Annotated in this window: 25 protein-coding genes; all 25 read left to right on the forward strand. The window is 65.5% G+C overall.

Going from position 1 to position 26,582, the window contains the following annotated elements:
* Positions 1-2 precede the first annotated feature (2 nt).
* The 25 genes from leuD (at position 3) to VHP37_22625 (ending at position 26,535) form a co-directional block, all read left to right on the forward strand.
* Complete coding sequence (leuD, locus tag VHP37_22505) at positions 3-620, forward strand: 3-isopropylmalate dehydratase small subunit (protein ID HEX2829137.1); 618 nt, start codon at positions 3-5, stop codon at positions 618-620.
* 31 nt (positions 621-651) lie between these two features.
* The gene (locus VHP37_22510) at positions 652-1,215 is read left to right on the forward strand and encodes a hypothetical protein (GenBank protein HEX2829138.1); all 564 of its coding nucleotides are present in this window, start codon (positions 652-654) and stop codon (positions 1,213-1,215) included.
* On the forward strand, positions 1,212-2,198 hold the full coding sequence (locus VHP37_22515; protein ID HEX2829139.1) for an NAD(P)-dependent oxidoreductase: 987 nt from the start codon (positions 1,212-1,214) through the stop codon (positions 2,196-2,198). The genes VHP37_22510 and VHP37_22515 overlap by 4 nt, the downstream gene beginning before the upstream one ends.
* Before the next feature lie 18 nt (positions 2,199-2,216).
* Positions 2,217-3,182: a tripartite tricarboxylate transporter substrate-binding protein gene (locus VHP37_22520; GenBank protein ID HEX2829140.1), complete on the forward strand. Its 966-nt coding sequence runs from the start codon at positions 2,217-2,219 to the stop codon at positions 3,180-3,182.
* A 40-nt stretch (positions 3,183-3,222) separates the two neighbouring features.
* Positions 3,223-4,173 (forward strand): tripartite tricarboxylate transporter substrate binding protein, encoded by a 951-nt coding sequence (locus tag VHP37_22525; GenBank protein ID HEX2829141.1) that lies wholly within the window; start codon positions 3,223-3,225, stop codon positions 4,171-4,173.
* A gap of 16 nt (positions 4,174-4,189) precedes the next feature.
* Positions 4,190-5,326: a CapA family protein gene (locus tag VHP37_22530; protein HEX2829142.1), complete on the forward strand. Its 1,137-nt coding sequence runs from the start codon at positions 4,190-4,192 to the stop codon at positions 5,324-5,326.
* An 11-nt stretch (positions 5,327-5,337) separates the two neighbouring features.
* Positions 5,338-6,732 carry an MmgE/PrpD family protein gene (locus tag VHP37_22535; protein ID HEX2829143.1) on the forward strand — a complete coding sequence of 465 codons (1,395 nt, stop codon included), beginning with the start codon at positions 5,338-5,340 and terminating at the stop codon, positions 6,730-6,732.
* Positions 6,729-8,369, forward strand: a complete 1,641-nt coding sequence (locus VHP37_22540; GenBank protein ID HEX2829144.1) for an amidase — start codon at positions 6,729-6,731, stop codon at positions 8,367-8,369. The genes VHP37_22535 and VHP37_22540 overlap by 4 nt, the downstream gene beginning before the upstream one ends.
* Positions 8,370-8,435: 66 nt before the next feature.
* Positions 8,436-9,101 carry a GntR family transcriptional regulator gene (locus VHP37_22545; protein ID HEX2829145.1) on the forward strand — a complete coding sequence of 222 codons (666 nt, stop codon included), beginning with the start codon at positions 8,436-8,438 and terminating at the stop codon, positions 9,099-9,101.
* A gap of 46 nt (positions 9,102-9,147) precedes the next feature.
* Positions 9,148-10,077, forward strand: a complete 930-nt coding sequence (locus tag VHP37_22550) for a tripartite tricarboxylate transporter substrate binding protein (GenBank protein ID HEX2829146.1) — start codon at positions 9,148-9,150, stop codon at positions 10,075-10,077.
* Between the two features lie 123 nt (positions 10,078-10,200).
* Positions 10,201-11,496: an amidase gene (locus tag VHP37_22555; GenBank protein HEX2829147.1), complete on the forward strand. Its 1,296-nt coding sequence runs from the start codon at positions 10,201-10,203 to the stop codon at positions 11,494-11,496.
* A gap of 77 nt (positions 11,497-11,573) precedes the next feature.
* A complete protein-coding gene (locus VHP37_22560; GenBank protein HEX2829148.1) occupies positions 11,574-12,377 on the forward strand; it encodes an aldolase/citrate lyase family protein in 804 nt (267 codons plus the stop codon).
* Between the two features lie 160 nt (positions 12,378-12,537).
* Complete coding sequence (locus tag VHP37_22565; protein ID HEX2829149.1) at positions 12,538-12,843, forward strand: hypothetical protein; 306 nt, start codon at positions 12,538-12,540, stop codon at positions 12,841-12,843.
* A 300-nt stretch (positions 12,844-13,143) separates the two neighbouring features.
* Positions 13,144-14,124 carry a tripartite tricarboxylate transporter substrate-binding protein gene (locus VHP37_22570; protein ID HEX2829150.1) on the forward strand — a complete coding sequence of 327 codons (981 nt, stop codon included), beginning with the start codon at positions 13,144-13,146 and terminating at the stop codon, positions 14,122-14,124.
* A gap of 63 nt (positions 14,125-14,187) precedes the next feature.
* Positions 14,188-15,336 (forward strand): CapA family protein, encoded by a 1,149-nt coding sequence (locus tag VHP37_22575; GenBank protein HEX2829151.1) that lies wholly within the window; start codon positions 14,188-14,190, stop codon positions 15,334-15,336.
* Positions 15,337-15,348: 12 nt separating this feature from the next.
* A complete protein-coding gene (locus VHP37_22580) occupies positions 15,349-16,755 on the forward strand; it encodes an MmgE/PrpD family protein (GenBank protein ID HEX2829152.1) in 1,407 nt (468 codons plus the stop codon).
* Entirely contained in the window at positions 16,752-17,717 is a 966-nt protein-coding gene (locus tag VHP37_22585; GenBank protein ID HEX2829153.1) for a tripartite tricarboxylate transporter substrate binding protein, read from the forward strand. The genes VHP37_22580 and VHP37_22585 overlap by 4 nt, the downstream gene beginning before the upstream one ends.
* A gap of 19 nt (positions 17,718-17,736) precedes the next feature.
* A complete protein-coding gene (locus tag VHP37_22590; protein HEX2829154.1) occupies positions 17,737-18,063 on the forward strand; it encodes a hypothetical protein in 327 nt (108 codons plus the stop codon).
* Positions 18,064-18,081: 18 nt separating this feature from the next.
* Positions 18,082-19,452: a hypothetical protein gene (locus tag VHP37_22595; GenBank protein HEX2829155.1), complete on the forward strand. Its 1,371-nt coding sequence runs from the start codon at positions 18,082-18,084 to the stop codon at positions 19,450-19,452.
* Between the two features lie 4 nt (positions 19,453-19,456).
* On the forward strand, positions 19,457-20,446 hold the full coding sequence (locus tag VHP37_22600; GenBank protein HEX2829156.1) for a tripartite tricarboxylate transporter substrate-binding protein: 990 nt from the start codon (positions 19,457-19,459) through the stop codon (positions 20,444-20,446).
* A 7-nt stretch (positions 20,447-20,453) separates the two neighbouring features.
* On the forward strand, positions 20,454-21,953 hold the full coding sequence (gene tcuA / locus VHP37_22605) for an FAD-dependent tricarballylate dehydrogenase TcuA (GenBank protein HEX2829157.1): 1,500 nt from the start codon (positions 20,454-20,456) through the stop codon (positions 21,951-21,953).
* Positions 21,954-21,975: 22 nt separating this feature from the next.
* Positions 21,976-22,554, forward strand: a complete 579-nt coding sequence (locus VHP37_22610; protein HEX2829158.1) for a cupin domain-containing protein — start codon at positions 21,976-21,978, stop codon at positions 22,552-22,554.
* Positions 22,555-22,570: 16 nt separating this feature from the next.
* Positions 22,571-24,010, forward strand: coding sequence for an MmgE/PrpD family protein (locus VHP37_22615; protein HEX2829159.1), 1,440 nt, complete (start codon positions 22,571-22,573; stop codon positions 24,008-24,010).
* 19 nt (positions 24,011-24,029) lie between these two features.
* A complete protein-coding gene (locus VHP37_22620; protein ID HEX2829160.1) occupies positions 24,030-25,448 on the forward strand; it encodes an MmgE/PrpD family protein in 1,419 nt (472 codons plus the stop codon).
* Positions 25,449-25,539: 91 nt separating this feature from the next.
* Complete coding sequence (locus tag VHP37_22625; protein HEX2829161.1) at positions 25,540-26,535, forward strand: tripartite tricarboxylate transporter substrate binding protein; 996 nt, start codon at positions 25,540-25,542, stop codon at positions 26,533-26,535.
* Positions 26,536-26,582: the final 47 nt, after the last annotated feature.

The raw sequence follows: 26,582 nt of genomic DNA on the forward strand, positions 1-26,582 counted from the left end.
CTATGCCTGAACCGTTCCAGCGGCTGACCGCGGTCGCCGTGCCGCTCGACGACGCGAACATCGACACGGGGCGTATTTTTCCGTCGCGTTTCCTGCGCAAGCCTCGTTCGGCGGGGTATCACAACTTTCTCTTTCGCGACGCGAGGTTCGATCCGGACGGCAACGAGCGCCCCGATTTCATTCTGAATCGCGCGCCTTATCGCGCCGCACGGATCGCCGTGACCGGTCCCAATTTCGCGTGCGGTTCGTCGCGCGAATCGGCGGTCTATGCCTTCGTGGACGCGGGCTTCCGCTGCATCGTCGCGGCGAGCTTCGGTGAGATCTTCTTCAGCAACTGTTTTCGCAACGGCCTGCTGCCGGTCGTGCTCCCGGCGCAGGACGTCATCGCCCTGCGGCAGCAGTTGCACGAACGTCCCGGCGCCGGGATGACCGTCGATCTCGAGGCGCAGACGGTGTGCGGCCCCGACGGCCGCGAGCTTCATTTCGACATCGATTCGGCGCGCATGCTTCGTCTCGTCAAAGGACTGGACGACGCCGCGCTCGCGCTCGAATACGTCGCGCAGATCGAGGCTTTCGAGACGCGCCATTTCAAATGCTGGCCGTGGGCCGCCGCGCGGTGAGCGCGCGACGGCTGCGTGCGGGAGTGGAGATTTGAAAGGGATACTGTTCTCGCAGATGGAGCCGCCGCCGGCGCTGGAGGCGGAGTTCAACGACTGGTACGAGACCGAGCACATCCCGGTGCGCCTCGCGCTCGCAGGCTTCGATCGCGCCGTGCGTTACCGGGAGCAGGGCGTCGACCGCAAATATCTCGCGATCTACGAGATCGGCGATATGGCGGTGCTCGACAGCCCGGGCTACCACGTGGTGAAGACGCAGCCGTCGGTGCGGACCGCTTCGATGCTGAAAGCGGTGCGCGGCTTCACCCGCTATACGTGTACCGAGATCTGCGATTCGTCCGGCGGCGGCACGCAGCGCGGGCACCTCACCGCGCTGACTTACGTCGTGGAGCCGGGCCGCGAATCGGCGTTCGACGCCGCCTGCCGCGGAGGCGGCACCGGCCTGCGTGCGTACAAGGTGATCTCCGCGGACGGCGGTCCGTGGACGCACATCGTGCTGCGCGCCACCGGGGGCGACGACGCGCCGATTGCGGGATTCGAGCCGGCGGCGCGCTGGCGTTACGACCCGATCTCGGCGCACGAGGGCCGGGCGTCATGACCGTTCTCGTCACCGGCGGCTCGGGTTTCGTCGGCGTCAATGTCGTCCAGGCGCTCCTCGAGCGGGGGGAAGACGTCGTGTCGCTCGATGCCGGCGATCTGCCCGCGGGCGCGGCCGAAGCCCTCGCGCGCCACAAAACCCGGCTCACGCTCGAGCGCGGCAGCGTCCTCGACGCCGCTGCGCTGCGCCGCGTTTTCGAACGTTACACGATCGACCGCGTGCTGCACGCGGCCGCGGTGACCTCCGGCCCGGCCCGGGAAGGGCGCGATCCCGCGAGCATCGTCGACGTCAACCTGCACGGCACGATCAACGTGCTCGACTGCGCCCGTGCGCACGGCGTGAAGCGCGTGCTGTACGTCGGGTCGGGCGCGGCGTACGGCGAATCGCTCTACCGGTTGCCGCGGCTCTACGAGACCACGCCGTCGATTCCGACCACCCTCTACAGCATCACCAAGCATGCCGCCGAGCGCATGTGCATGCGGCTGAAAGCGCTCTGGGACATCGACGTGGCGTGCGTGCGCCTCGGCACGGTCATCGGCCCGTGGGAGCGCGACACCGGTGCGCGTGACAATTTCGGCACGCATTCGCAGCTCGCCGCGATGGCGGCGGCGGGCAAGCGCGCAATCCTCACGAGCCGCGAGATCCGGCGCGACTGGGTCTACAGCGGCGACGTGGCGCAGGCGCTGGCGGGGCTGCTCCTCGCGCCGTCGCTGCGGTACGCGCTCTACAACGTCTCTTCGGGCGTCGCATGGCATGCGCCGATCGCGCGCTGGTGCGACGCGCTCGCACGCACGTTTCCCCGTTTCATGTTCACGACCGCGGGCGCGAACGAAGACGCGAACATCTGGTACACCGATCGGGATCGCGGGCTCATGGACACCGGCAGGCTCGAGCAGGAAATCGGGTTCGCAGCCACATCGATGGAAACGGCTTACGCCGAATACCTCGAGTGGATCGTGCGCACGCCCCGGTTCTACGCATGAACGGCAAAGGAAGATCGCATGTGGATACGAATCGTATGCGCGCTGATCCTCACGCAGGTCGGGCTTGCAGCAGCCGCGGATAGCCGCTATCCGAACCGCCCGATCCGGTTGATCGTCGGTTTCCCCGCCGGCTCCACCGACGATTACAACGCGCGCGTCATCGGCCCGAAGCTGACCGAACGTCTGGGCCAGCCGGTGATCGTCGACAATCGGTCGGGAGCTTCGGGCCACCTTGCTGCGGAGCTCGCCGCGCACGCGAGCCCCGATGGCTACACGCTGATGCTCGCCGGAACGCTGACGCTGGCTTCGAGCGTGACGCTCTATCCCAAGCTCGGCTACGACCTGCTGAACGATTTCGCGTACGTGTCCACCGTCTCCTCGGGGGCGAACGTGCTGATGGCGCATCCGTCGATACCCGTCAGGACGTTTTCCGAGTTCGTGACCCTGGTGCGTACCAAGCCCGCTTCGGTCCGCTACGGTTCGGCGGGTTTGGCGAGCACCGGTCATCTCGCGATGGAGCTGCTCCTCGGCCGCATCGGCGCCCAGGTTCTGCACGTGCCTTACAAGGGCGGGGCGGGCGCGGCGGTCGCGCTCGCGGGCGGCGAGGTACAGCTCGGTTTCACGAGCATTCCGGCGGGAATGCCGCTCATCCAGTCGAAGCGCCTGACCGCGCTCGCGGTCACGGGCCCCAAGCGCAGCGCGGCGCTGCCCGATGTGCCGACCGTCGCCGAATCGGGATATCCGGGCTATGACGTCAGGAACATCTTCGGCGTGTTCGCGCCCGCCGGCACCGCGGCGTCGGTGGTGAATCTGCTCAGCGCCGAGCTGCGAGCGATCGTCGCGACGGACGACGTCAAGGCGAAGTTCGCGTCGCAGGGCGTGGACCCTGTATCGAGCACGCCCGCCGAGCACAAGGCGCTCATGGAGGCGGAAGTGAAGCAATGGGCGCGCGTCGTGAAGGACGCGAAGATCACGCTGCAATGAGCGCAGGGCGTCGACGCGAGCGCTTCGGGGGCGATCAATGATGACTCGGGCATTGCTGGTGCTCACCGCCTGTCTCGCCGGCGTCGCGTCGGCGCAATCCTATCCGGGCAAGCCGATACGCATGCTGGTCAGCGCGCCCGCGGGCAGCGGTGCGGATATCGTGGCGCGGCTGGTCGGGCAGAAGATGAGCGAAGCCCTCGGCCAGCAGATCGTCATCGACAATCGCGGTGGGGCCGGCGGGACGATCGCCACCGACCTGACGGCGAAAGCGAGCCCCGACGGTTACACGGTCATGATGGTGACCGCGGGACATACCATCAATCCCAGCGTCTTCATCAAGCTGCCGTACGATCCGGTGAAAGACCTCGCGGCGGTGACGATGCTTTCCTCGACGCCGTACCTCTTCGTCGCGCATCCGTCGTTTCCTGCGAAGAGCGTGGCCGAAGTGATCGCGCTGGCGAAGGCGAAACCGCGCCAGCTCAACTACGCGGCCGGCGGAGTGGCGGTGGGCTCTCATCTGGCGGGCGAGCTGTTCAAGATGAGGACCGGCACGGAGATCGTGAACGTGCCGTACAAGGGCGCGCCGCAAGCGACGACCGACGTCGTCGCCGGGCAGGTTCAGATGGCGTTCATCACCATGCCCACTGCGCTGCCGCTGGTGCGGGCCGGAAAGCTGCGGGCGCTGGCGGTCACCAGCGCAAAGCGCGTCGCGGCCACACCCGAGTTTCCGGCGCTGGCCGAAACGGTGCCGAACTTCGACGTCCGAACGTGGCAGGGCCTGCTGGCGCCTGCCGGCACGCCGCCGGCCATCATTGCGAGATTGCACGAAACCGCGGTGAAAGGCGTGACGTCCGCCGAAGTCGTCACGGCGCTGACGGCGCAAGGTTACGAGGCCGTCGGCAACTCTCCGGGGGAGTTCGACAAGCTCATCAGGAACGAGATCGCGATGTGGCGAGCGGTCGTGAAGGCTGCCGGCATACCGCCCATGTAAGACAGGGAGCGAGGACATGACAACCAGGAACGGCAACACCATCACGCTCATGGCCGGAGGCGACATCGGCCCGGTATACGAGCCCACCGAGCAGTTCGCCGAGCTGATCGCGCCGGTGCTGAAGCAGGCGGATCTGCGCCTGGGACAGTGCGAGCGTGTGTACTCCGAGCGCGGCGACGATCCGCAGTTCATCTACGGCCCCGGCGGTCATCACGCGCGCCAGCATCCGCGCATGGCGGGGGTGTGGAACGCGGCCGGCATCGACATCGTCTCGATGGCGAGCAACCATTCGATGGACTGGGGTCCGGATGCCTTGCTCGATACGGTCGACCTGTTCCGCGGCATGGGCAAGCACGTGATCGGCGCGGGGCGCGACGGCGAGGAAGCGCGCAAGCCCGCGATCATCGAGCGCAACGGGGTCACGATCGCGGTGCTGTCGTACTGCTCGGTGTTGCGGGACGGCCAGGCGGCAGGTGAGGCAAAGGCCGGTGTAGCGCCTGCACGAGCCCATACCTACTATCACGCCGAGGAATTCCAGCCCGGCGCGCCTCCGAAGATCATCACGACGCCGTACAAGGAAGACGTCGAAGCTCTGCAGGAGGACATCAGGAAGGCGAAGCAACAGGCGGACGTGGTGATCCTGTCGATCCACTGGGGGCTGCGGCACGTCGCCAAGACGCTGTGCACCTACCAGCAGCCCATCGCGCATGCGGCGATCGACGCAGGCGCCGACCTGATACTCGGACACCACGCGCACTCCATCAAGGCGATCGAGGTCTACAAGGGCAAGGTGTGCTTCTACAGCATCGGCAATTTCATGCAGACCGGATCCAAGAGCCGCTCGACCGGGACGTTCGACTGGAACCTGATCTGGTATCAGATCGAGCCCGAGTGCCAGCCGCCGCTCGGCATGTACAACTTTCCCGCGCATTGCCGCAAGACCATGGTGGCGAAGGCGGTGATCGGGAAGCAGGGGGTCGAGCGCGTGTCGTTTCTGCCTGCGTACATCAACCATCGCGCACAGCCGTATGTGGTCGGGGCCGACGATCCGAAGTTCCAGGAGATACTCGATTACACCGAGTGGGTCTCGGACCAGCATCCTCACAAGTTTCGCGTCGAAGGCGATGAAGTCGTCGTCGAGACATCACTCTGAAGGCCAATGACATGAGCTTTACGAAAACGCTCTCGAAGTGGATCGCCGACCTGCGTTACGAACGTCTTCCAGAGCCCGTTCTGCCGTGGGTCAAGGCGGCCGTGCTGGATTATTTCGCGGTAGCGCTGGCAGGGTGCAAAGCCGAAGGCCTGGCGATCGTCCGCAAGTATGTCGAGTCCCAATACGCCCGGGGAGACGCGACGCTCATCGGCGAGCGGACGCGCATGTCCGAAGAGGCGGCTGCGTTCTTCAACGGCACCATGGCGCACTGGGAGGAGTACGACGACGCCACCTTCGGCATGGCCGGTCATCCGAGCGTGGTGATCATGCCCGCGCTGTTCGCGGCGGCCGAGACCCGCGGCGCCGACGGCAAACGATTCGCGGCAGCCTACGTCGCCGGGTTCGAGACGTGCGCCAAGGTGGGCCGGCTGATCAATCCGCAATCGATCGTGCTGGGCTACCACCCGACGGCCGTCATCGGCACCCTGGGCGCGGCCGCGGCCGTGTCGAACCTGCTCGGATTCGATGCCGCCGCGACCGAGAACGCGCTGGGCATCGCCGCGAGCTATTCGTCGGGCCTGCGGCCCCAGCTCGGCTTCATGGTGAAACCGCTGCACGCCGGGCTCGCCGCCCGCGGCGGGCTCGCGGCGGCGCTCCTGACCCAGAACGGATTCGGCAGCGCTCGCGACCTCATCGAAGGCCGGCACGGATTCGCCAACGTGTTCTCGGGCGGCAAGCCGAACGACTTCGAATCGATCGGAGCGAAGATCGGCAACCCGCTCGAAATCCTCGATCCGGGCATCGCGTTCAAGATCTTCCCTTCCAATTTCCATACGCAGGCCGGGATCGTCGCGACGCTGCAGATGGTGAAGGAAGAGGGCATCCGCGCCCAGGACGTCGAGCGCGTTCGTTGTCTGGGCAACCACATGATCCAGCATTCGCTGTGGAACGACGACCCGCAGAGCGGGCTGGAAGGCAAGCTGAGCCTGCACTACTGCATCGCGGCCGCGCTGGTCGACGGCCAGGTCGAAGTGGAGCAGTTCCGCGAAGACCGCGTGCACGATCCCCTCATGCGCGACGTCATCCGGCGCGTGTCGATCGAGCCCCATCCGGACATGGCGAAGCTCGACTTCACCAAGGGCAAGGATTTCCTCGGGATGGAAGTGGTCATCGAGCTCAAGAACGGCCGCACCGTGTCGCGGCACATCAAATCGGGGTTCTCGGTTCCGGGCCTCGAAGGCAGCGAATTGCATCCGGCCCTGATCGACAAGTTCACGCGAAATGCGAAGCGCGTGCTTCCCGCGGCCGCGATCGACGACTGCGTCACGCGCGTGCGGACGCTCGAGCACGCGAAGAACATGCGCGAGCTCCTGCAGCCGCTCGGAACCTCGGGAGAACCGGCATGACCCAGGACCTGCATGCGCTCGGCGTCGCTGAAGCCGCGCAGCTCATTGCGGCGCGCAAGGTGTCACCGCTCGAGTATGCCGATGCACTGCTCGCACGGACCGAAACGTTCGATCCGCAACTGGATGCCTACATCACGGTGACGGCGGATCACGCGCGCGCACAGGCGCGGCGCGCCGAGGCCGAGATCTCGGCGGGTCACTACCGCGGCCCGCTGCACGGCATACCGTTCGCGCTCAAGGACATTTACGCGACCAGGGGCGTTCTCACGTCCGGCGGTTCCAGGGTATGCAAAGACAATGTCCCGGGCGAGGACGCCACGACCACGCGCAAGCTGCACGAGGCGGGCGCGGTGCTGCTCGGCAAGACGCAAACTCACGAATTCGCGCACGGCGGCGTGTCGTTCGACGTGCTGCGGCCGCCGTCACGAAATCCCTGGAACCTCGAGCACGCGACCGGAGGCTCGTCGAGCGGCTCGGGCGCGGCGCTCGCCGCCGGCCTCGTGCCGGCGGCGATGGGTTCCGATACCGGAGGCTCCATCAGGAACCCCGCGTCCCATTGCGGCATCACCGGTTTCATGCCGACCTACGGGCTCGTGAGCCGCGCCGGCGTGATGCCCAATTCGTTCACGTTCGACCATTGCGGACCGATGGCGCGCAGCGTCGAAGACTGCGCCATCCTGCTGCAGGCCATCGCCGGTTTCGATGCGCGTGACGCGGGCAGCATCGAGCAGGAGATTCCGGACTACCGGGCGCGGCTCGCCGGCGGCATCGAGGGCCTCAGGGTCGGCGTGCTGCGCCATTACTGGGAGGAAGACGTGCCGGCGCACGAAGACCACCGGCGCGCGCTCGAAGACGCGATCGGTGTTTTCGCGAGCCTCGGAGCGAGACTCGAGGATTGCCGCGCGCGCCCGGTCCGCGAGTATTCGGACGTCAAGGTGGTCATCGCCGAGACCGAGCTCTTCGCCATTCACCAGGATGAGCTCATCGCGCGGCCGGGGGACTTCGGCAAGGACTTCCTCGGTCGTGTCCTGCCCGCCTGCCTGTTCCAGTCGGTCGATTACGTGCAGGCCTTGCGCGAGCACCGGCGCCTCGTTGCAGAGATGGCGCCGCTGTACCAGAAATACGACGTGCTGCTCACCTGCGGCCTGGGGCCGGCACCGCGTCTCGACTCGTGGCGCACCAGGAACTTCTGGACCGGAAACAACGTGTGCACGCCTTCCAATGTGGTGCGCAACCCGGTGCTCATGCTGCCGTGCGGCTTTTCGCGCACGGGGCTGCCGCTCGGGCTTCAGGTCATCGGGCGTCCGCTGGACGATGCGACCGTGCTGCGCGCCGGGCACGCCTATCAGACCGCGACCGACTGGCACAAACGGCGCCCCGATCTGGTCGCCGGAAAGCCGCAGCCTGCCGTAGATAAGACGGCGAACGAGCCGGGAACACCGGACGTAGACGCGGCCACGCGCGCCCACGTGGAGAAGATGGCCCGTCGGGCCGGCCTCGATCTGAACGAACGGCAATGGGCGATAGTGCTCGAATGCGCGCCGTATGCCATCGAGATGGCGGCGCGGATACGCAAGCCGCGCGACCGCGCGGAGGAGCCCTCGCTCGTGTTCCGCTTCGCCGCGGGAAAGGCCTGATCGCGTTGACACTGCTGTCGTGCAACATTATGATTGTCATACAATCTTCCAGCGAAGCATCACTCCATGGATCTCAAAGTCGAGCCCCAGACGGTACAGGTACAAACGGCGAACAAGCTGCGTGACGCGATCATGTCCGGGTACTTCAAGCCCGGACAGCGCCTGGTCGAGGCGGAGCTCTGCGAGCGCATGGAAGTGAGCCGCACGTCGATGCGCGAAGCACTGCGGCGCCTGGAAGCGGAAAAGCTGATCTCGATCATTCCCAATCGCGGACCGTCGGTCGCCGAGATCACCTGGGAAGAAGCCAAGGCCATTTACGACGTGCGCGCGATACTCGAAGGCGAAGCGGCGGCGCTGTTCGCCGGACGCGCGACGCCCGAGGAGAAACGGGCGATGGCGCAGGCGCTGACCGCATTCACCGAAGCATCGGAGGCGAACGACGCGATGGGCCGCCTGACCGCAACCAGCCGGTTCTACGAAGTGATGCTGCAGGGCTGCGGCAACACCATCATCCGCGAGCTGCTGCAGGGACTCGTGGCGCGCATCAACTTTCTGCGGTCGCGTTCGATGTCGCGCCCGGGGCGCGACAAATACAGCGCCGCCGAGATGCGCCGCATCCTCAAAGCGATCGAAAAGAAGGACGCGACGGGGGCGCGTACCGCGGCGGTGGAGCACGTCCGCGCCGCGTGCGCGGCGGCGGAAGCGGTGTTCGAGCCGCGGCGCGCCGCGTGATTCGACGCGTATGAAGCGAGCGGCGCTCGCGGTATCGGTTGCCGCCATGGCAACGGCCATCGCCGCGCATGCGCAATCGTATCCGGAGAAGCCGGTGCGCGTGATCGTGCCGTTCGCACCGGGCGGCAGCACGGACATCGTCGCGCGCATCACTTCGCAGAAGCTCTCCGAGCGCCTCAAGCAGACGGTCGTCATCGACAATCGCGGAGGCGGCGGGGGCAACATCGGCTCGGACCTGGTGGCCAAGGCGCCCCCGGACGGTTACCTCCTGTTGATCGGCACCGTAGGCAGTCTCACGATCAACCCGAGCCTCTACAGGAAAATGCCGTACGACCCTTTGAAGGAGCTGTCGCCGGTCGCGTACCTCGGGTCGACGCCGAACATCCTCGTCGTTCACCCGTCGCTGCCGGTCAGATCGGTGCGCGAGCTGATCTCGCTCGCGGGATCGAAGCCGGGTCAGCTCAACTACGCTTCGGCAGGCACCGGCGGCTCGGTTCATCTCGCGGCCGAGCTGTTCAAGAGTCTTGCCAAAGTGGACATCCTGGGCGTGCCTTACAAGGGCTCGGGGCCCGCACTGATCGATCTCATCGGCGGCCAGACGCATCTCATGTTCTCGACGATGCCGCCGGCGCTGCCGCACGTGAAGAGCGGCAGGCTGCGCGCGCTCGGCATGACGGGCGCGAAGCGCTCGCCGCTCGTGCCCGACCTGCCGACGATCGCCGAATCCGGCTTGGCCGGCTACGAGATCACGCAATGGTGGGGATTGCTCGGACCGGCCGGACTGCCGAGCGCGATCGTCACGCGGCTCAATGCCGAAGTGAACGCGCTGCTGCAGCAGCCGGACGTGAAAGAGCGGCTCACCGCCGACGGCGCGGAGCTGGCGCCGAACACGCCGGCGTGGTTCGCGGCTTATATGAAAGCCGAAGTGGCCAAATGGGCGCAGGTCGTGCGCGCCTCCGGCGCGACGGTCGATTGAAGCCGCGGCCTTTGTCGCCGCGCGAGGCCGCGTTCAGGAAAGTCGTGCCCCACCTGGTGCGCAACGACGAGATCGAGATCCACAGGCGCTGACCGCGTGGACGGAACATCGAAGGACACATCGGTGGAACCCTGCTTTCTCACCGCTGCACAAGCTGCGGCGCGCATCCGCGACGGGACGCTCACGAGCGAAGCGCTGGTGAGATCGTGTCTCGAGCGGATCGCCCAGCGCGACGCCGACGTGCGCGCCTGGACCTACCTCGATCCGGCGCAAGCCATCGCCCAGGCGCGCGAGCTCGACAAGCGTCCGATCACGGGTCCTCTGCACGGACTGCCGTTCGGCGTGAAGGACGTCATCGACACGGCAGACATGCCGACCGGCCAGAACTCGCCGCAATACCGGGGGCACCGGCCGAGCAAGGACGCCGGATGCATTACGGTCGTGCGCCACTGCGGCGCGCTCATCCTGGGCAAGACCGATACGGTCGAGTTCGCGGCGGGCGGGCGCAAGGCGTTGACGCGCAACCCGCACAACCTGGCGCATACGCCGGGCGGATCGTCGTCGGGGTCGGGCGCCGCGGTCGGCGATTACATGGTTCCGCTCGCTTTCGGCACGCAGACCGGCGGCTCGCATATCCGCCCTGCGTCGTTCAACGGCATCTATGCGCTCAAACCGACCTGGGGAGCGGTCAGCCGCGAGGGCGCCAAGCTGCTCTCCGCGATGTGCGACACGATCGGCTGGTACGGTCGCTCGGTCGCCGACCTCGAGCTGGTCGCCCGGGCGTTCCGGCTGCGCGACCTGGCCGCGCAGGCGCCGGTGACGCTCCGTGGTCTGCGTGTCGCGATGTGCAGAACGCCGTACTGGAGCCAGGCGGAACCGCCGGCACAGCAGGCGCTCGTGACGGCGGCGGAGCGGTTGCACGAGGCCGGCGCCGCTGTCGACGAGCTCGAGCTGCCGCCGCGCTTCGGCGGGCTCGACGGGGCGCAGCGCACGATTGCCCGCGGGGAGGGCGGCGCGGCGTTCCTGCCGGAGCTGCTCGCGCACGGCGAGCGCGTGCACCGCGAGTTCCGCGACATGGCCGAGAACAGGCACGGCATCACCGGCGCGATGATGGTCGAGGCCTACGACCTCGTCGCAGAATGCGCCAGGACGTTCGAGTCTCTCGCGGCGAAATTCGACGCGGTCGTGACGCCGTCCGCGCCGGGAGAAGCGCCGGAAGGACTGCACACCACCGGTGACTTCATCTTCAACGGCCTGTGGACCGCGATGCACATGCCGTGTCTCGCCGTTCCGTGCATCAAGGGTCCGAAGGGGCTTCCCGTCGGCGTACAGGTCGTGGGTGCACGCTACGCGGACGCTCGCCTGCTGGCGGTTGCAGCGGCGATGGCGCCTGCCATCGACACCGGAGCGTCCATATGAAGCTGAAAGGTTAGGAACGCCGTGCGAGCCCACGGGCGCCTCGTCTTGGTTTCCAAATCGAAGAAAGGAATATCCGGATGCGTACCAACAGGACAAAAGCAAAGATCGCCGCGGGCCAGTGCGCCATCGGGGTGAGCGTGGCCTTCCCGTCGCCCGACCTGGTCGAGCTCTGCGCGGCGGTCGGCTTCGACTTCGTCTCGTTCGACTGCGAGCACGAGCCGATGAACAACGAGCAGGTCGTGCACTGCATACGCGCGGCGGAGTCCTTCGACATCACCCCGATCGTTCGCCTGCCGCGCAACCCGGACTTCGTCCTGCGATTTCTCAACGCGGGCGCGCAGGGCATACACGTGCCCAGGTGCAGCTCCGCGGCGGACCTGCAGGAGGTCGTGAAATGGACGCGCTTCCATCCGCTCGGCGAGCGCACCTTCTACAACCGCGGACGCTCCGGCAACTACACCGTCGGTCTCCCCGACACGGCCGAGTGGGCGCAGGCGATGAACCGGGAGCTGCTGGTGATCTGCATGATCGAGGAGGTGAAGGCGCTCGACAAGCTGGACGAGATGCTCGCGGTGCCGGGGGTCGACGTGATCCATGTCGGCCACATGGACCTGTGGCAGTCGATGGGCATGCCGCCCGGCATGAAGGGCGTCTTCGAGCAGATCGACGAGATCGCCAGGCGTGTCGTCCCCAGCGGCAAGTTCATGAGCCACACGATCCGTCTCACCGATGACGCGGTGGACCGCATGGGCCACTACATGGGCATCGGCTCGAAGCTGTTCACGGTCTCGCCGATGGATTTCCTGCGGCACGGCGGCGTGAAGCTGACGACGGCGGTCCGCGAGATGGAGAAGAAGGTCGCCGCGGGCCGCTCGAAATAGCCTGCGGCCCGAGCCACACCCAAAGGAAAGTCGATATATGCATGGGCAGGACGATCACCGAAAAGATACTCGCCCGCGCGTCGGGTGATGCCCGGTGACTATGTAAAGTCGGCCGCAGAGCGTTCGGCCGTCGGTACCAGTCGTCGGCTATGATGCGGTGATGAGCGAACGCGACGACGCCATCGAAGTCCACAACCTGACCGTCAAAGGTCTCGCTGACGCGGTTGTCGTGCACCTCGAGGCGGGAAATTTCCAGGAGGCTCTCCGAGCGCTCGAGCAGGCCGTCGCCGCCTGCGAATCTCACCCGTCATTCGCCAAGTTCGCCACGAGTCACTGCAAGATCGTGGAGCAGATCGTGTCTGCCTGCGCTCAACTTGCATCGAGGCGCAATGAGGTCGAGATCATGAGGAAGGCCCGCGATCTCTCTGACCGCATGCACGTGCTCGACAGCAGCGAGCTGCACTGAGATGAGCCGATATACGTGGAGCCGCTTTTTTTGAGCGGAACAGGCTCAATGCAGGCGCTCCGAGGCTAGGCGTCGAAGAGGCGTATCGAGAGACTGGCCACCCTTCAACACCTGGCTATCCCGAACATTCCCGCGGATCGTGAAGCTGCGACGGATGTCAGTGCAATCGCGGCCGATTGCACTAAGAATCCAGTTGTATACAATGGAGCACAGAGCGGCGACAGCCGCCGATCGAGCGCCCGGACCCGCCGCGTGGTCGCGGCCGATGCGCGCGCCCATGTCGTATCAGGAGGAGGATTCATGGCACACCTTAGGCGAACCGCGCTCTTGCTCGCCTGCTTTTCCACCGCCGCCGCAGCGCAGGGGCCGGCTCCAGGCGCCGGCTCGACCGGCTTTCCGCAAAAGCCGCTGCGAATCATCGTCAGCTCGGCTCCGGGCGGTGGGCAGGACCTGACGATCAGACCCATCGCGCAGATCCTTGCGGAGAAGCTCGGCGTCGCGGTCGTCGTCGACAACCGCGGCGGGGCATCCGGAATCATCGCGATGGACGTCACGCGGCAAGCCGCACCCGATGGTTACACGTTGCTCGCAGGCGCCACATCGGTGAGCCTGATGGGCGTCACCAAGGTCTCCTACGACATCCGCAAGGTGTTCGATCCGGTCGTGCACCTGACGTCTCAACCGTATCTCTTCGTCGTGCATCCATCGGTGCCGGTCAGGACGCCCAACGAATTCGTGACGCTGGCAAAGTCGAAACCGGGCGTGCTCACGTACGGCACCTCGGGTCCGGGAAGTCTTCACAACCTGGGCATGGACCTGTTCCAGTCGGTCACGGGTACGAAGCTCGTTCACGTGCCCTACAAGGGGAGCGGTCCCGCGCTGATCGATCTGCTGGGCGGGCAGATCAATCTCATGTTCACCAGCACGACGTCCGGCGCCGCACCTATCAGGAGCGGAAAGCTGCGAGCGCTCGCGATCACCAGTCGGGAGCGCGTCCGCGCGTATCCGGAGCTTCCGACTCTCGCGGAAACCGTGGCGCCGGGTTACGAGCTTGGAAACATCTATTACCTGCTGGCGCCGGGCGGCACACCCCAACCGGTGCTGCACACGCTCAACGCCGAGATTTCCCGTATCGCCAACTCGCCCGAAATCCGCGACAGGCTGGCGGCGGAAGGTGCGAACCCGGCCCCTCCGCAGAGCGTGGAGCAGTTTCGCGCGCAGTTCGTCCGGGAGGTCGACAAGTGGCAGCAGGTCACGAAGCGCGCCCACGCGAAGCCATAGAACGGTTGCGGTAACGCCGCCGCGACCGTCGCGGCATCGCCTCGAGACTCGGAGACACTACACATGACGACATCGCCCGGAAGTAACGGCGCCGAAATTTCCTTCATCGGCACAGGCGACTGCGGCCCGGTTCACGGGCCCGCCGACGGGTTCCCCATCGAGCGCTACACGGAGCTCGTGCGTCCGACTTTGCAAAGTGTCGACCTGAAATTCTCGAATTGCGAACGCCAGTATTCCGACCGCGGCGCCAACGCACGCTCGGCCGACGACAGTCAGCCGCACGGACGCCAGCCGCCCGAGATGGCGAAGATCTTCACCGATTGCGGTTTCGACGCGGTGACGATCGCGAATAACCACATGTACGACTTCGGTCCGGAAGCGCTGCTCGATACGCGCAAGCTGCTGCTCGACAAAGGTATTGCCGTCACGGGTGCGGGGCGCGATCTCGACGAAGCGCGCGAGCCGGCGATCGTCGAGCGCAACGGCATCAAGGTCGGTTTCCTCGGTTACTGCTCGGTCATTCCCAAGGGCGGTGAAGCTGCGCCGGGCAAAGTCGGCATCGCGCCGCTCCGCGTGCAGACGGAATATGACCTGCGCGGACCTCACGCGGCCCCACGCGTGATCACGCGTCCCGATGACCGCGATATGACGATGATCCTCGACGACGTGGCGCGGCTGCGCCGGGAGGTGGACATCGTCGTGCTCGCGTTTCACTGGGGCGTCATCTGGGCGCCCCGGGTGATCGCCGACTACCAGGTGATCGCCGCCCACGCCTGTATCGACGCCGGAGCCGATCTGATCCTCGGCCATCACGCGCACGTGCCCAAGGCGATCGAGGTTTACAAAGGCAAGGCGATCTTCTACAGCCTCAGCAACTTCTGCATGACGAAGCCGTTCCCATCGCCCAAGTGGAGCGAAACCCCCTGGATGCACGGCGCGCTCCGCAACTATGCAGACCAGGACCCCGAGTACCCGCTCCTGCCGTATGGGCGCGACGCGAAGCGTTCGCTGCTGGCCAAGGCCACCTTCGGTCGTGACGGGGTGAGAAACGTCTCTTTCCTGCCGATGATGATCGACAAACAGTACCGCCCCGAGGTCCTGCGCGCGGGCGATCCGAGGTTCGACGACATGGTGGCGTACATGGATTGGGCCTCGGACGGGTTCGACCACGTCTTCACGCCGCGCGGCGACGAAGTGCTGGTGACTGCATAGGAGAGCTCCCTCATGAGCACATCGTCCATGACCGCGCAAAGCGCCGACCGGATCCAGTCGAAGTTGAGCGGATATGCCGCGCGGCTGTCGTATGCAGACCTCGACGAGGAAACCATACATGCGGCCACGACGCGCGTGATCGACACGCTCGCCGCCCTCATCGGCGGGTTTTCGGGCGAACCGTGCCGCATGACGCGCGAGCTCGCGGCAGGCATGCCGCAGGCGAGCGGCGCGACCGTCATCGGCACGAGCCTGAAAACTTCGCCCGACCTCGCCGCGTTCGTGAACGGAACGACGGCGCGGTACGTCGAGATGAACGACGTCTACCACTGGCCCGGCAGCAGCGGCGGACATCCGAGCGACGTTCTGATGCCGATCCTGGCGGCAGCAGAGTATGCGCGAGCGAATGGACGCGACTTCATCACCGCCGTGGTGCTGGGCTACGAGATCTATTTGCGGATGTCCGATGCGGTAAAGACGCCCGGTTTCGATTGCGCGAATTTCTGCTGCATGGGCGCGGCGCTCGGCGCCGGCAAGCTGCTTGGACTGGATGCCGAGCGCCTCGCGCAGTGCCTGTCGATGGCGGTCGTGCCGAACAACGCACTCAATCAGGCGCGGACCGGGCATCTATCGATGTGGAAGGCAGTCGCCGCAGGCCAGGCGGGGCGCGCCGGCGTTTTCGCGGCGCTGCTCGCGCACGCCGGGATGAAAGGCCCGCACGCGCCTTTCGAGGGCAAGGCAGGCTGGTGCGACCATGTGGCGCGGCGGCGCTTTACGCTCGGCGCGTTCGGCGGAGCCGGGACGCCGTTCAAGATCCGGGACACGTCGATCAAGCCGCGCGCCTCGTGCGCGACGACGATCTCGTCGATTCTCGCGGCGGAGAAAGCGGGCACGGCGCTCGCGACCACGGCAGAGATCGAAAGCGTAACGGTGGAGGTCTACGAGCGCGCGAAGATCGGCATGGGCACCGGAGAGCACCATTGGAACCCGGACTCCAGAGAGACCGCCGATCACAGCATCCCGTATGTCGTCGCAGCGGCGCTGATCGATAAGCGCGTGTCGCCGGCGTCGTTCGCAGACGAGCGGCTGTGGAGCCCCGAGCTGCGCGCGCTGCTCCCGAAAATCGAGGTGATCGCTAACGAGGAATTCACCGCGGCGTACGAGCGCGTACCGGTGGAGCATCGCACACGCGTGTCCGTGCTGCTGAAGAGCGGCGAGCGCAGGACGGGTTACGCCGGCGGCGAGCAGGGTGACCTGTCTCAACCCAAGAGCGACCGGGAGATCGAGGAGAAATTCCGTTCGTTGACCGGAGACCGCCTGGGTGCGCAACGCGCAGACGCGGCGCTGGCTGCGCTGTGGAGACTCGATTCGATGTCCGATGTTTCGGAGATCGCCGACCTCGTGAGGTTCGATCGATGAAGCTGGCCTTCGCGTTGTTGTCGATCCCGGTCGCGATGTCATGGACCGCCGGCGCTGTTCATGCGCAACAAGCGTACCCCTCGAAACCCATCCGGGTACTCGTCGGTTCTCCTCCCGGAAGCGGCAGCGATGTCATCGCGCGAGCCATCACGCAGAAGCTTTCAGAGCGGCTGGGCCAGCAGTGCGTCGCCGACAATCGTCCCGGCGCTGCGGGCGGCGTCGCCCTGGAGATGCTGGCGAATGCACCCGCCGACGGGTACACGATCGGTACGCTCAGCGGGCAGAACGTTTCGGGCATGGTCATGAAGACGATCTCGGTCGACATTCCGAAAGCGCTCACGCCGATCACCCTGATGATCTCGCAACCGTACGTCCTGGTGGTGACGCCGGCGCTGCCCGTGACCTCGGTGAAGGAGCTGATCGCGTACGCCAAGACCAAGCCGCTCGCCTATGCATCGAGCGGTATCGGCTCGACCGTTCACCTCGGCATGGAAATGCTCAAGATGATGGCGGGTATCGACATGACCCACGTGCCCTACAAGGGTAGCGGACTGTCCATGGTCGACCTCATGGGCGGGCGCGTCCAGGCGGCTATCACCAACATGCTGACTGCAGCGCCGTTGGTACGCAGCGGCAGGATCCGGGCGCTGGCGGTCACCACATCGAAACGCTCGCCGGCAATGCCGGACCTTCCGACCGTTGCCGAAGCCGGGGTCCCCGGCTACGAAGTGCGCAGCTGGTACGGGCTGGTGGCGCCGAAGGGGGCGCCGGCCGCGGTGGTTTCGACGCTGAACCGTGCGGTTGGCGCCGTGATGGCTGCACCGGAGGTTCACGAAAGACTCGTGGCTGACGGAGCGGAAGTGGCGGAAGCGAATTCGCCCGAACAGTTTCGAGCATTGATCGCGTCGGAGATCGCGCGGTGGACCAGCTTCCGCAGCCGCGCGAAGGTCAACCTGGATTGAAGATGAAAGCGATTGCGACATGACAGTGAACGGGGCGAATGAGCCGGTGTTCGAAGTGGTATGGCCCGGCAGCCGGCGCGCTGCAAGCGACATCGCACAGACGGCCCCGCTCTCCGATTTGAACGGCAAGGTGATCGCCGAGGTCTGGGACCGGGTGTTTCGCGGGGACCAGATGTTTCCTCACGTGCGAAACATCATCAAGCGCCGGTTTCCGCAGGTCGCCTTCGTCGATCACGATGAATTTGGTGACATTTTCGGATGGAACGAGCGCGAAGTCATCGCGAGACTGCCGGAGCTCCTTAGAAAACACAGGGCGGACGCCGCCATCGTCGGTGTCGGGGCTTGAGGAGCCTGCACGCCCGCCGTGTTGCGGGCAGCAGCGGTAGCGGAAAAGTGCGGAATACGTACGGCTTCGATCGTCGCGTCGGCCTTCCTGGGATTGGCCGCGCACACCTCGAAAGGTCTCGGCGTTCCGAACCTGGCGATTGCCGAGTACCCGGGCGTTCCGATGACCGACGATGAGCATGCGCTGCGTCGGAAGGTCGAGAACGACCTGGCGCCCCGGATCGTTGCGGGTTTGGCGAAGCCGGTGAGTACTGCCGGCAGCGTTGAAGCGGCGGCCGGACCTCGCGAGATCGTGGCCAGAGGCGGGCTCGATCAGATCCTGCGCACGTTTCACGACAGGCAATGGTCCGACGGCCTGCCCATCGTTCCCCCCACCCCGGATCGCGTGGAGGCGTTCTTCGAGTTCACCGAGCGGGCGGCCGATGAAGTGATCGGTACCCTGCCGGTCGAAAGCCGCGAAGCGTCGCTGTGGAGCATCGCCGTAAACGGCGTCATGGCGGGCTGTGAGCCACGCTACATGCCGATCCTGATCGCGGTGGTCGAGTGCATCTCCGATCCGGCCTTCCGCCTGCAGGACGCCGGCGCTACGCCGGGCTGGGAACCGCTGGTCATCGTCAGCGGGCCGATCGCAAAGGCGCTGGACTTTAACTCCGGCGCCGGCGCGTTACGCGTGGGGCGCCAGGCCAACACCAGCATCGGCCGCTTCCTTCGGCTTTACCTGCGCAATGTCTGTGGCTTCCGGATCTCCCCCGGAGAAGGCGACAAGGCGTGCATAGGCTCCGCGTTCAACGTCGCGCTGGCGGAGAACGAGGACGCCGTGCAGGAGCTCGGCTGGCCGCCGTTTTCCGCCGACCGTGGCTTTGCGGCCGGCGAAAACGCCGTCACGGTGCAGAGCGTCGTCTCCGCCAGCCCGCCCACATACAGTGCCGGCAGCTCCGCACTCGATCACGCTTCGATTCACAAGGACGTGATCTGCGAAGGCTTCAAGTACTGGGCATTCCTCGGGATCAAACGAACGAAGTGGAGCGCGTTATTCGTGATGAGCCCCTCGGTCGCGAAGGTGATCGCGTCCCAGTGGAGCAAGGACGACTATCGGAGATACCTGGCCGAGAACGTGCGGATGCCCGTCAGCGAGATGATGAGGTTCGCAAGAAATCTGAGCAACACGACCTTCAGCGTCGAAGACATGGTAGAGCAGGGCGCGCTGCCCCCGGCCTACGCCGAATCGGCCGATCCGGATCGACGGGTCCCGATATTCATCGACCCTTCCAGCATAAACATCGTCGTCGCCGGAGACCCCGGCCGGAATCAGACCCGGGGCTACATGAACAATCATCAACAGGGGTGGCCCGTGAGCAAACGCGTGGTGTTGCCCAAGGGCTGGAGGTGATCGGATGAACCTTTATCGAACCGGCGCAATCGCGTCCGGCCTGCTCGCGCTGTCCAGTGTCATTGGAACCGCGCATGCGGCGTCCTCGGCTCAGGAGCGCTATCCGGACAAGCCGATCCGCTTCGTCCTCGCGAATGCGCCGGCAAGCTCGGCAGACATTCTCGTTCGTATTCTTTCAGACAGGCTTGCGGAACAAATGAAGCAGCCTGTCGTCGTCGACACCCGACCGGGGGGCAGTGGAATCATCGGCACGGCCATAGCGAAGTCGGCGCCTGCCGACGGTTACACGCTGCTGCAGGCCGGCAATGTCTTCACGACGATTACCGCTTTGCGCAAAGACCTGCCGTTCAATGTCGACACCGATTTCATAGCGCTCACGAAAATAGCGTGGGTGGCCAATGTGCTGGCCGTCTACGGCGGTTTGAACGTGAACAGCGTGCCGGACCTCATTCGGCTCGCGAAAGCCAAACCGAATACGCTGAACTACGGCTCTGCAGGCATCGCATCGCCGTCGCATCTCAGCGCCGCTCTGCTGGACGTGCTCGCCGGGATCAGGACAGTGCACATCCCCTACAAGGGCACGGCTCAAGCGCTGACGGACACGATGACGGGGCAGCTTCAGTTTCTGATCACTTCACCGCTTGTCGTGGCACCGCACGCGAATTCAGGCCGCATCAGAGTCATCGCGACGACCGGGCCCACGCGCGATCGGCTCTTCCCCAATCTGCCGACCGTGCGCGAGAGTGTGCCCGGCTATGAGATGACCCAGTGGTGGGGTGTTGCAGTACCGGCGAACACCCCGCCGCGCATCGTCTCGAAGCTGCACGAGGAGATCTGCAAGGCGCTCCAGGACCCCGACACGCGAAGCGCCATGGCGAAATACGGTGCGACGGCTGATCCTCAATCGATGGCCGAGTTCGCTGCATTCATCAAGTCCGAACGTGCACGCGTCGGAGATCTGATCAAGCGGGCGGGCATTGCCGGCACCGAGTAAACCTCACATGGACGTCAAAATGACTGGATCTTACGATGTAATCGTCGTCGGTGGCGGTAACGCGGCGTTGTGCTCCGCCCTGGCCGCGAGCGACCGGGGCGCCAGGGTGCTCGTGCTCGAACGCGCTCCGGAGGAGCAGCGGGGCGGAAACACCGCTTTTACCGGCGGCGGCATGCGCATGGTGCACAACGGGCTGGAGACCGTGCTGACGGTCGTGCCCGACCTATCGGAGTCGGAGAAGGCGAACACGGACTTCGGCAGCTATTCGGCTGAGCAGTATTTCGACGATCTCGGACGGCTGACGCAGTACTACTGCGATCCCGACCTTGCCGAGACACTGGTCAACAACAGCACGTCGACCGTGCAGTGGCTTCATTCCAAAGGCGTCAAGTTTCTGCCCTTTTACGGCAGCTACTCGGTGGTCAAGAACGGCCGCCGCGTGTTCTTCGGCGGTACGGTGGTTTACGCCTCTGGCGGTGGGCAGGGGCTGGTCGACGCGGAGATGAAGAGTGCGCGCAAGGCGGGTGTCGAAATCCGCTTCGATCACCGCGTCATGTCGCTGGTGGAGGATGCCTCCGGAGTCCAGGGCGTGCGCGTGCGCTCGAACGGCACCGAATCCGAAATACGCGCGAAGTGCGTCGTGCTCGCGTGCGGCGGGTTCGAGGCGAACCGCGAAATGCGCGCGCGCTATCTGGGTACGGGCTGGGACATGGCCACGGTGCGCGGCACGCGCTACAACACGGGCGACGGCCTGCGCATGGCGCTCGACGTCGGCGCGCAGCCGTACGGTCAGTGGTCGGGCTGCCATGCGGTTGCATGGGAGCGCAACGCCCCCCAGTTCGGCGACCTGAACAAAACAGCGGAGCCGTACCGCCACAGTTACCCGTGGGGGATCATGGTCAACGCGAACGGCAAGCGCTTCGTCGACGAGGGCGCGGATTTTCGCAACTACACCTACGCCAAATACGGGCGCGTGGTGCTCGAGCAGCCGGGCAGCTTCGCCTGGCAGGTGTTCGACTCGCAGGTGCTGCACCTCCTGCGCGACGAGTACAAGCTGCGCGGCGCGACCAAGGTCCGCGCCGACACTCTGGAAGAGCTGGTCGAGAAAATGCAGGACGTGAATCCGGCCGGATTCCTCGAGTCGGTGCGCGAATTCAATGCCGCAGTGAAGAAAGAGGTGCCCTTCAATCCGGAGATCAAGGACGGGCGCCGCACGGTCGGCCTCGCCGTGGACAAGACGAATTGGGCGAACACCATCGAGAAACCGCCGTTCGAAGCGTACGGCGTCGGCTGCGGCATCACGTTCACCTTCGGCGGCGTCAAGATCGACACCGGGTGCCACGTGCTGGACATCGACGATCGGCCCGTCCCCGGCCTGTACGCGGCGGGCGAGATGGTGGGCGGGCTTTTTTATTTCAATTACCCCGGAAGCTCGGGGCTCATGTCGGGGGCCGTTTTCGGCCGCATTTCGGGTGACTCGGCGGGCGCGTACGCGACGTCGAAGTAGTGCATTCGCGAAGGGAGAGGCAATGACGGGATTCGTCCGGCGCGTAGTGACCGGCCACGACAAGGACGGCAAGGCCATCGTGCTGTCCGACGGCCTGGTCGAAAGGGTCTACACGAACCCCCTGAGGCCGGGGCATCGATCGAGCGATATCTGGGAAACGCGCGGAATGCCGGTATCGGTTTCCCGCGAAGAGCCCGATCCGGTGGCGGTCGTGAGCAGCTTCCTCTCGCCGCTGGGTGTGAAGATACGCATTTCGGAGCTCGAGCCGGAACCGGAGTCGGTGCGCAACATCGATCCGAAAGTGGCCGCCGAATGGTACCGAGACTCGGGCCACTCCTCGTCCTCGACGTTCGGGAAAGGCGGCCGTCATCCGTTGATGCATCGCACCGAGACGATCGATTACGCGGTCGTGCTGGAGGGGCAGATGACGCTCGTGATGGACGACTGCGAGATCGTGTTGAACGCCGGCGACGTGGTCGTTCAGCGGGGCACCAATCACGCCTGGAGCAATCGGTCGTCCGGGCGCGTTCGCATGCTGTACATCCTGATCGATGGACGTTTCGACGCGGAGCTCGCGAAGCTCCTGGCGCCTGGAGAGTAAGAGCATGGCGACCTCGTTGACGACAAAACCTGACGAGACCTCCGCGGATTCCGCGGGACGCGGCGCGACGCGCATGCTCGCGGCTCACGCGGCGACGCTGGCGTACGACGCGATTCCCGCGCAGGTGATCAGCCTCACCAAGCAATACCTGCTGGATACGCTCGGGGTGGCCATCGGCGCGAGCTCGTTGGCTCCGGAAGCGAAGATCATCGACGAATACGTGCGCGACTTCGGAGGCAGAGCCGAGAGCACCGTCCTGGGATTCGGCGGCAAGGCGCCGGCGGCGTGGGCGGCGTTCGTGAACGGCAGTCTCGGCCACATGCTCGACTACGACGACGTCGGCGACCACTGTCACTACGGCATTGCGACCGTGCCGGTCGCGTTCGCGATCGCCGAGAAACGCGGCGGCGCGAGCGGCCGCGACCTGCTCGCGGCGATCGTGGCAGGCACCGACGTTCATGCCCGTCTCGCCCAGTCGATCGACATTCCGGACTGGACGATGAGCGAAGGCTGGTTCGCGACCCAGCTGCTCGGCGGCCTTTCCGGCGCCGCGGTCGCCGCCAGGCTCATGGGCCTGGACGGCGAGGCGATCGAGAACGCTTTCGGGATCGCCTATACCCAGATGGGCGGCAGCCGTCAGATGGCCGTCAACGTCGCGACGCACCTGCGGTCCATGCAGGCGGGTTTTTCCGGACAAGCCGCGATCCTATCCGCGGAGCTCACCGCGCGCGGTATCGTGGGGTCTAAGGAAGTCATCGAGGGACGCTACGGGCTGTTCAGAAACTACGTGCGCACCTCCACGCCGCGCTGGAGCGTCATCCTCGACGGTCTCGGGTCGCGCTTTCCCGTGGTCGATACCCACTGCTTCAAGGTATGGCCGGCGTGCGCCGTGACGCGCCCCACGAATGCGGCGATGCTCGAGCTGCGCAGGAAACATTCGCTGCGGCCCGAAGATATCGCGTCGATCACCGTCGTCAGCAACGAAGGCGACAAGACGCATCTTCTATCGGTGCCCGTCGAGCTCAAGCGCCGGCCGCGAACGAGCATCGACGCCAAGTACAGCGTGCCCTTCACGCTGGCGGCGATGATGGTGCACGGCGACGTGCGCCTGCGTCACTACACGCCGGAAGCGCTCGACGATCCGGCGGTGCTCGACATGGCGGACCGCATCGATTTTCGCGCAGCGTCGGCAGCAGACGGAGGGGCGAAGGTGAAGATGACGCCGATCGTGGAAGTGAAGACCAGGGATGGACGGGCGCTAGCCCACCAGGTTCCGGGCGTGCCGGGAGACCCGAACAACCCCGTGAGCCAGGCTCTGCTGGAGGAGAAGTTTCGAGACTGCGTTTCGTTCGCGGTCAATCCCGTGAGCAAACGCAACGTGGAGAAGGTCATCGAGCTCGTCGCCGACCTCGAGAACGTACCGGATGCCACGGACGTGATGCGCCTCCTCGCCTAGTTCGCTTCGAGAGACTTCCATGACATCTCCAGCACCACGCGGCGGCGAGCGGAAAGCAGATTCGCTCCAGCGGTTTCTGACGAATTACGCATGCGGTCTGACTTACGACGCGATATCGCCGGCAGCCGCGCATCAGGCGAAGGTCCGGGTGATCGATACCCTCGGTGCGCTCATCGGCGGCTTCGAAGGCGAATCCGCGCACATGGCGCGTGCCTTGGCCCCGCGGGATGCGGGTAAGCACGCCGCCACGATCATCGGAACAGGATCGAAAACGACGCTCGAAATGGCGGCATTCGCGAACGCCATCGCGGCGCGTTCCGCGGAAATGATGGACATCTACCACTTCCCGGGCAGCTTCGGCGGCCATCCGAGCGACGTCGTGATGCCGGTCTTCGGCGCAGCCGAATGTTCGAGGTCCAGCGGGGTCGATCTCATCACGGCGATCGTGCTCGCTTATGAAATCTTCCTCAGGTTCTCGGACGCTTTTCACAACGTCGGTTTCGACGACACGAATTTCGCCTGCATCGCGTCGGCGGCGGCCGCGGCACGACTGCTGGGGCTCTCGCGCGAGCAGGTCGGAAACAGCATCGCCATCGCGGCGGTGGCAAACGTCGCGCTGAAACAGGTCAGGACGGACGAGCTCACCGCGTGGAAAGTGATTGCAACGGGTCACGCCGCGAGGGCGGGTGTCTTTGCGGCGATGCTTGCCGAAGCCGGCGCGCCCGGCCCGAGCCTGCCGTTCGAAGGCAAGGCGGGGTGGTGCGCTCATGTCGCACGCGAACCCGTGGCCTTCGACCGGATCGGCGGCGCCGGAACGCCGTTCAAGATTCTCGACACGAGGATCAAGCACCGGCCGGCCGCCGGTGAAACGATTTCGACGATCCTCGCCGCCGAGAAAATCGCACCCAGGCTGCAGGGCATCGACCATATCAAGGTCGTCACGGTCGAGCTTTACAAACGGGCCTTGGAGCGTGCAGGCAGCGGTGAGCATCATTGGCATCCTCGTTCCCCGGACGCCGCGGGTAACAGCATCCCGTATCTGGCGAGTGTCGCCTTGATGGAAGGCGGGGTGACCCGGGCCTCGTTCGACGACGCGCATCTGGCCAATGCCGATCTGTCGGGGCTCATGCGCAAGGTGAAGCTGGTCGAGAACGCGGATTTCACGAGGGCGTACGGAAAAACGCCCGTCGAGCATCGCACCCGCATCACGGTCGAAACGAATGACGGGGCGGTTCACGTCGCCGAAACGGGCGGAGACGCCGACGATTTATCCGCCGAAAAGAGCGACAGCCAGATCGAAGCCAAATTCCGGAGCCTCACCGAGCCTGCCCTCGGCCCTCGGCGCGCGTCGAGTCTTCTGAGCCGCCTGTGGGACCTCGAGAAGCTCGGCGACGTCTCGCCGCTGGCCGCCGAGCTCGCATGGCAAGGAGCGCGATAGGGATGACTGCGCCCGCATCGAACGACAGTTCGTCGCGGATCGCGCGGGGCATCGCTGCGCGCGTGCCGGCGGGAATCAGGGCCGACTAGCCGTGCGGGCGTCGAATTCCAATGGCTACCGGGTTGGCATGAAATGGCTGTTGTCGATGGTCGTCGCGATATCGTGCGCCGCATGGGGTGGGCAATACGACGGTTATCCCGAGCGCCCCGTACGAGTGGTCGTGCCCTACGCGCCGGGCGGCGCAATCGATATATCGGCGCGCCTGCTAGGCGACAGCCTGAGCAGGAATCTGGGCAGGCAATTCGTGGTGGACAACCGACCCGGCGCCGGCGGCACGATAGCCTACGGACTGGTCGCGAAGTCGCGGGCCGACGGCTACACGCTATTGGCGATCGGCGTCGACTTCACGATGACGCCGTCGCTTTACCAGAACCTGCCTTACGATCCGCTGCGATCGTTTTCCCCGGTGTCGCTGGTGAGCGAGTCTCCGTTTCTGCTGGTGGTGCATCCCTCCTCGGCGGTGAATTCGGTGAACGAACTCGTCGAGCTCGCCAAGGCGAAGCCAGGCTCTCTGAACTTTGCGTCGGGCGGACAGGGTAGCTCGCTGCATGTCGCTCTCGAGCTGTTCAAGCTGCTGGCGCGCGTGGACATCGTGCATGTGCCCTACAAAGGCGGAGGGCCCGCGTTGAGCGCCGCGGTCGCAGGACAGGTGCACGGCATGTTCGCAAACTCGGTATCCGCTCTGCCGCATGTGCGATCGGGGAAGCTGCGGGCGATCGCCGTTACGAGCGGGACACGTTCCGAGGCCTTTCCCGAGTTGCCGACGGTTTCCGCATCGGGCGTGCCGGGTTACGAGATCGCGGCGTGGCATGCATGGCTTGCGCCTGCGGGGACACCCTCCGCCATTGTCGCCCGCCTGAGCGAGGCGCTTGCAAAGGCCATCCGCTCGGCGGATGTGTCGAACAGGCTCGAGGCGGACGCCGGCAAGCCGCTCGGCAGCAGCCCCGACGAGCTGCGCCGGCATTTGAGCAACGAGCTTGCGAAGTTCTCCAAAGTCATCAAGGCGGGCGGGATACGCATCGAGTAAGACCGCGCGGGTTTCATGTCCGCTCTCCAGTTTCCAACCTGAAGGAT

It is taken from the genome of Burkholderiales bacterium (assembly GCA_036262035.1).
GTDB lineage: Bacteria > Pseudomonadota > Gammaproteobacteria > Burkholderiales > SG8-41 > JAQGMV01.

Bases quoted from the DNA above. Each gene is read 5' to 3' on its own strand.
- VHP37_22610 (HEX2829158.1), top strand. From the start codon at position 21,976: ATGACGGGATTCGTCCGGCGCGTAGTGACCGGCCACGACAAGGACGGC.
- VHP37_22590 (HEX2829154.1), top strand. From the start codon at position 17,737: ATGACAGTGAACGGGGCGAATGAGCCGGTGTTCGAAGTGGTATGGCCC.
- leuD (HEX2829137.1), top strand. From the start codon at position 3: ATGCCTGAACCGTTCCAGCGGCTGACCGCGGTCGCCGTGCCGCTCGAC.
- VHP37_22535 (HEX2829143.1), top strand. From the start codon at position 5,338: ATGAGCTTTACGAAAACGCTCTCGAAGTGGATCGCCGACCTGCGTTAC.
- VHP37_22530 (HEX2829142.1), top strand. From the start codon at position 4,190: ATGACAACCAGGAACGGCAACACCATCACGCTCATGGCCGGAGGCGAC.
- VHP37_22550 (HEX2829146.1), top strand. From the start codon at position 9,148: ATGGCAACGGCCATCGCCGCGCATGCGCAATCGTATCCGGAGAAGCCG.
- VHP37_22575 (HEX2829151.1), top strand. From the start codon at position 14,188: ATGACGACATCGCCCGGAAGTAACGGCGCCGAAATTTCCTTCATCGGC.
- tcuA (HEX2829157.1), top strand. From the start codon at position 20,454: ATGGACGTCAAAATGACTGGATCTTACGATGTAATCGTCGTCGGTGGC.
- VHP37_22565 (HEX2829149.1), top strand. From the start codon at position 12,538: ATGAGCGAACGCGACGACGCCATCGAAGTCCACAACCTGACCGTCAAA.
- VHP37_22520 (HEX2829140.1), top strand. From the start codon at position 2,217: ATGTGGATACGAATCGTATGCGCGCTGATCCTCACGCAGGTCGGGCTT.
- VHP37_22585 (HEX2829153.1), top strand. From the start codon at position 16,752: ATGAAGCTGGCCTTCGCGTTGTTGTCGATCCCGGTCGCGATGTCATGG.
- VHP37_22620 (HEX2829160.1), top strand. From the start codon at position 24,030: ATGACATCTCCAGCACCACGCGGCGGCGAGCGGAAAGCAGATTCGCTC.
- VHP37_22560 (HEX2829148.1), top strand. From the start codon at position 11,574: ATGCGTACCAACAGGACAAAAGCAAAGATCGCCGCGGGCCAGTGCGCC.
- VHP37_22515 (HEX2829139.1), top strand. From the start codon at position 1,212: ATGACCGTTCTCGTCACCGGCGGCTCGGGTTTCGTCGGCGTCAATGTC.
- VHP37_22600 (HEX2829156.1), top strand. From the start codon at position 19,457: ATGAACCTTTATCGAACCGGCGCAATCGCGTCCGGCCTGCTCGCGCTG.
- VHP37_22570 (HEX2829150.1), top strand. From the start codon at position 13,144: ATGGCACACCTTAGGCGAACCGCGCTCTTGCTCGCCTGCTTTTCCACC.
- VHP37_22525 (HEX2829141.1), top strand. From the start codon at position 3,223: ATGACTCGGGCATTGCTGGTGCTCACCGCCTGTCTCGCCGGCGTCGCG.
- VHP37_22545 (HEX2829145.1), top strand. From the start codon at position 8,436: ATGGATCTCAAAGTCGAGCCCCAGACGGTACAGGTACAAACGGCGAAC.
- VHP37_22580 (HEX2829152.1), top strand. From the start codon at position 15,349: ATGAGCACATCGTCCATGACCGCGCAAAGCGCCGACCGGATCCAGTCG.
- VHP37_22540 (HEX2829144.1), top strand. From the start codon at position 6,729: ATGACCCAGGACCTGCATGCGCTCGGCGTCGCTGAAGCCGCGCAGCTC.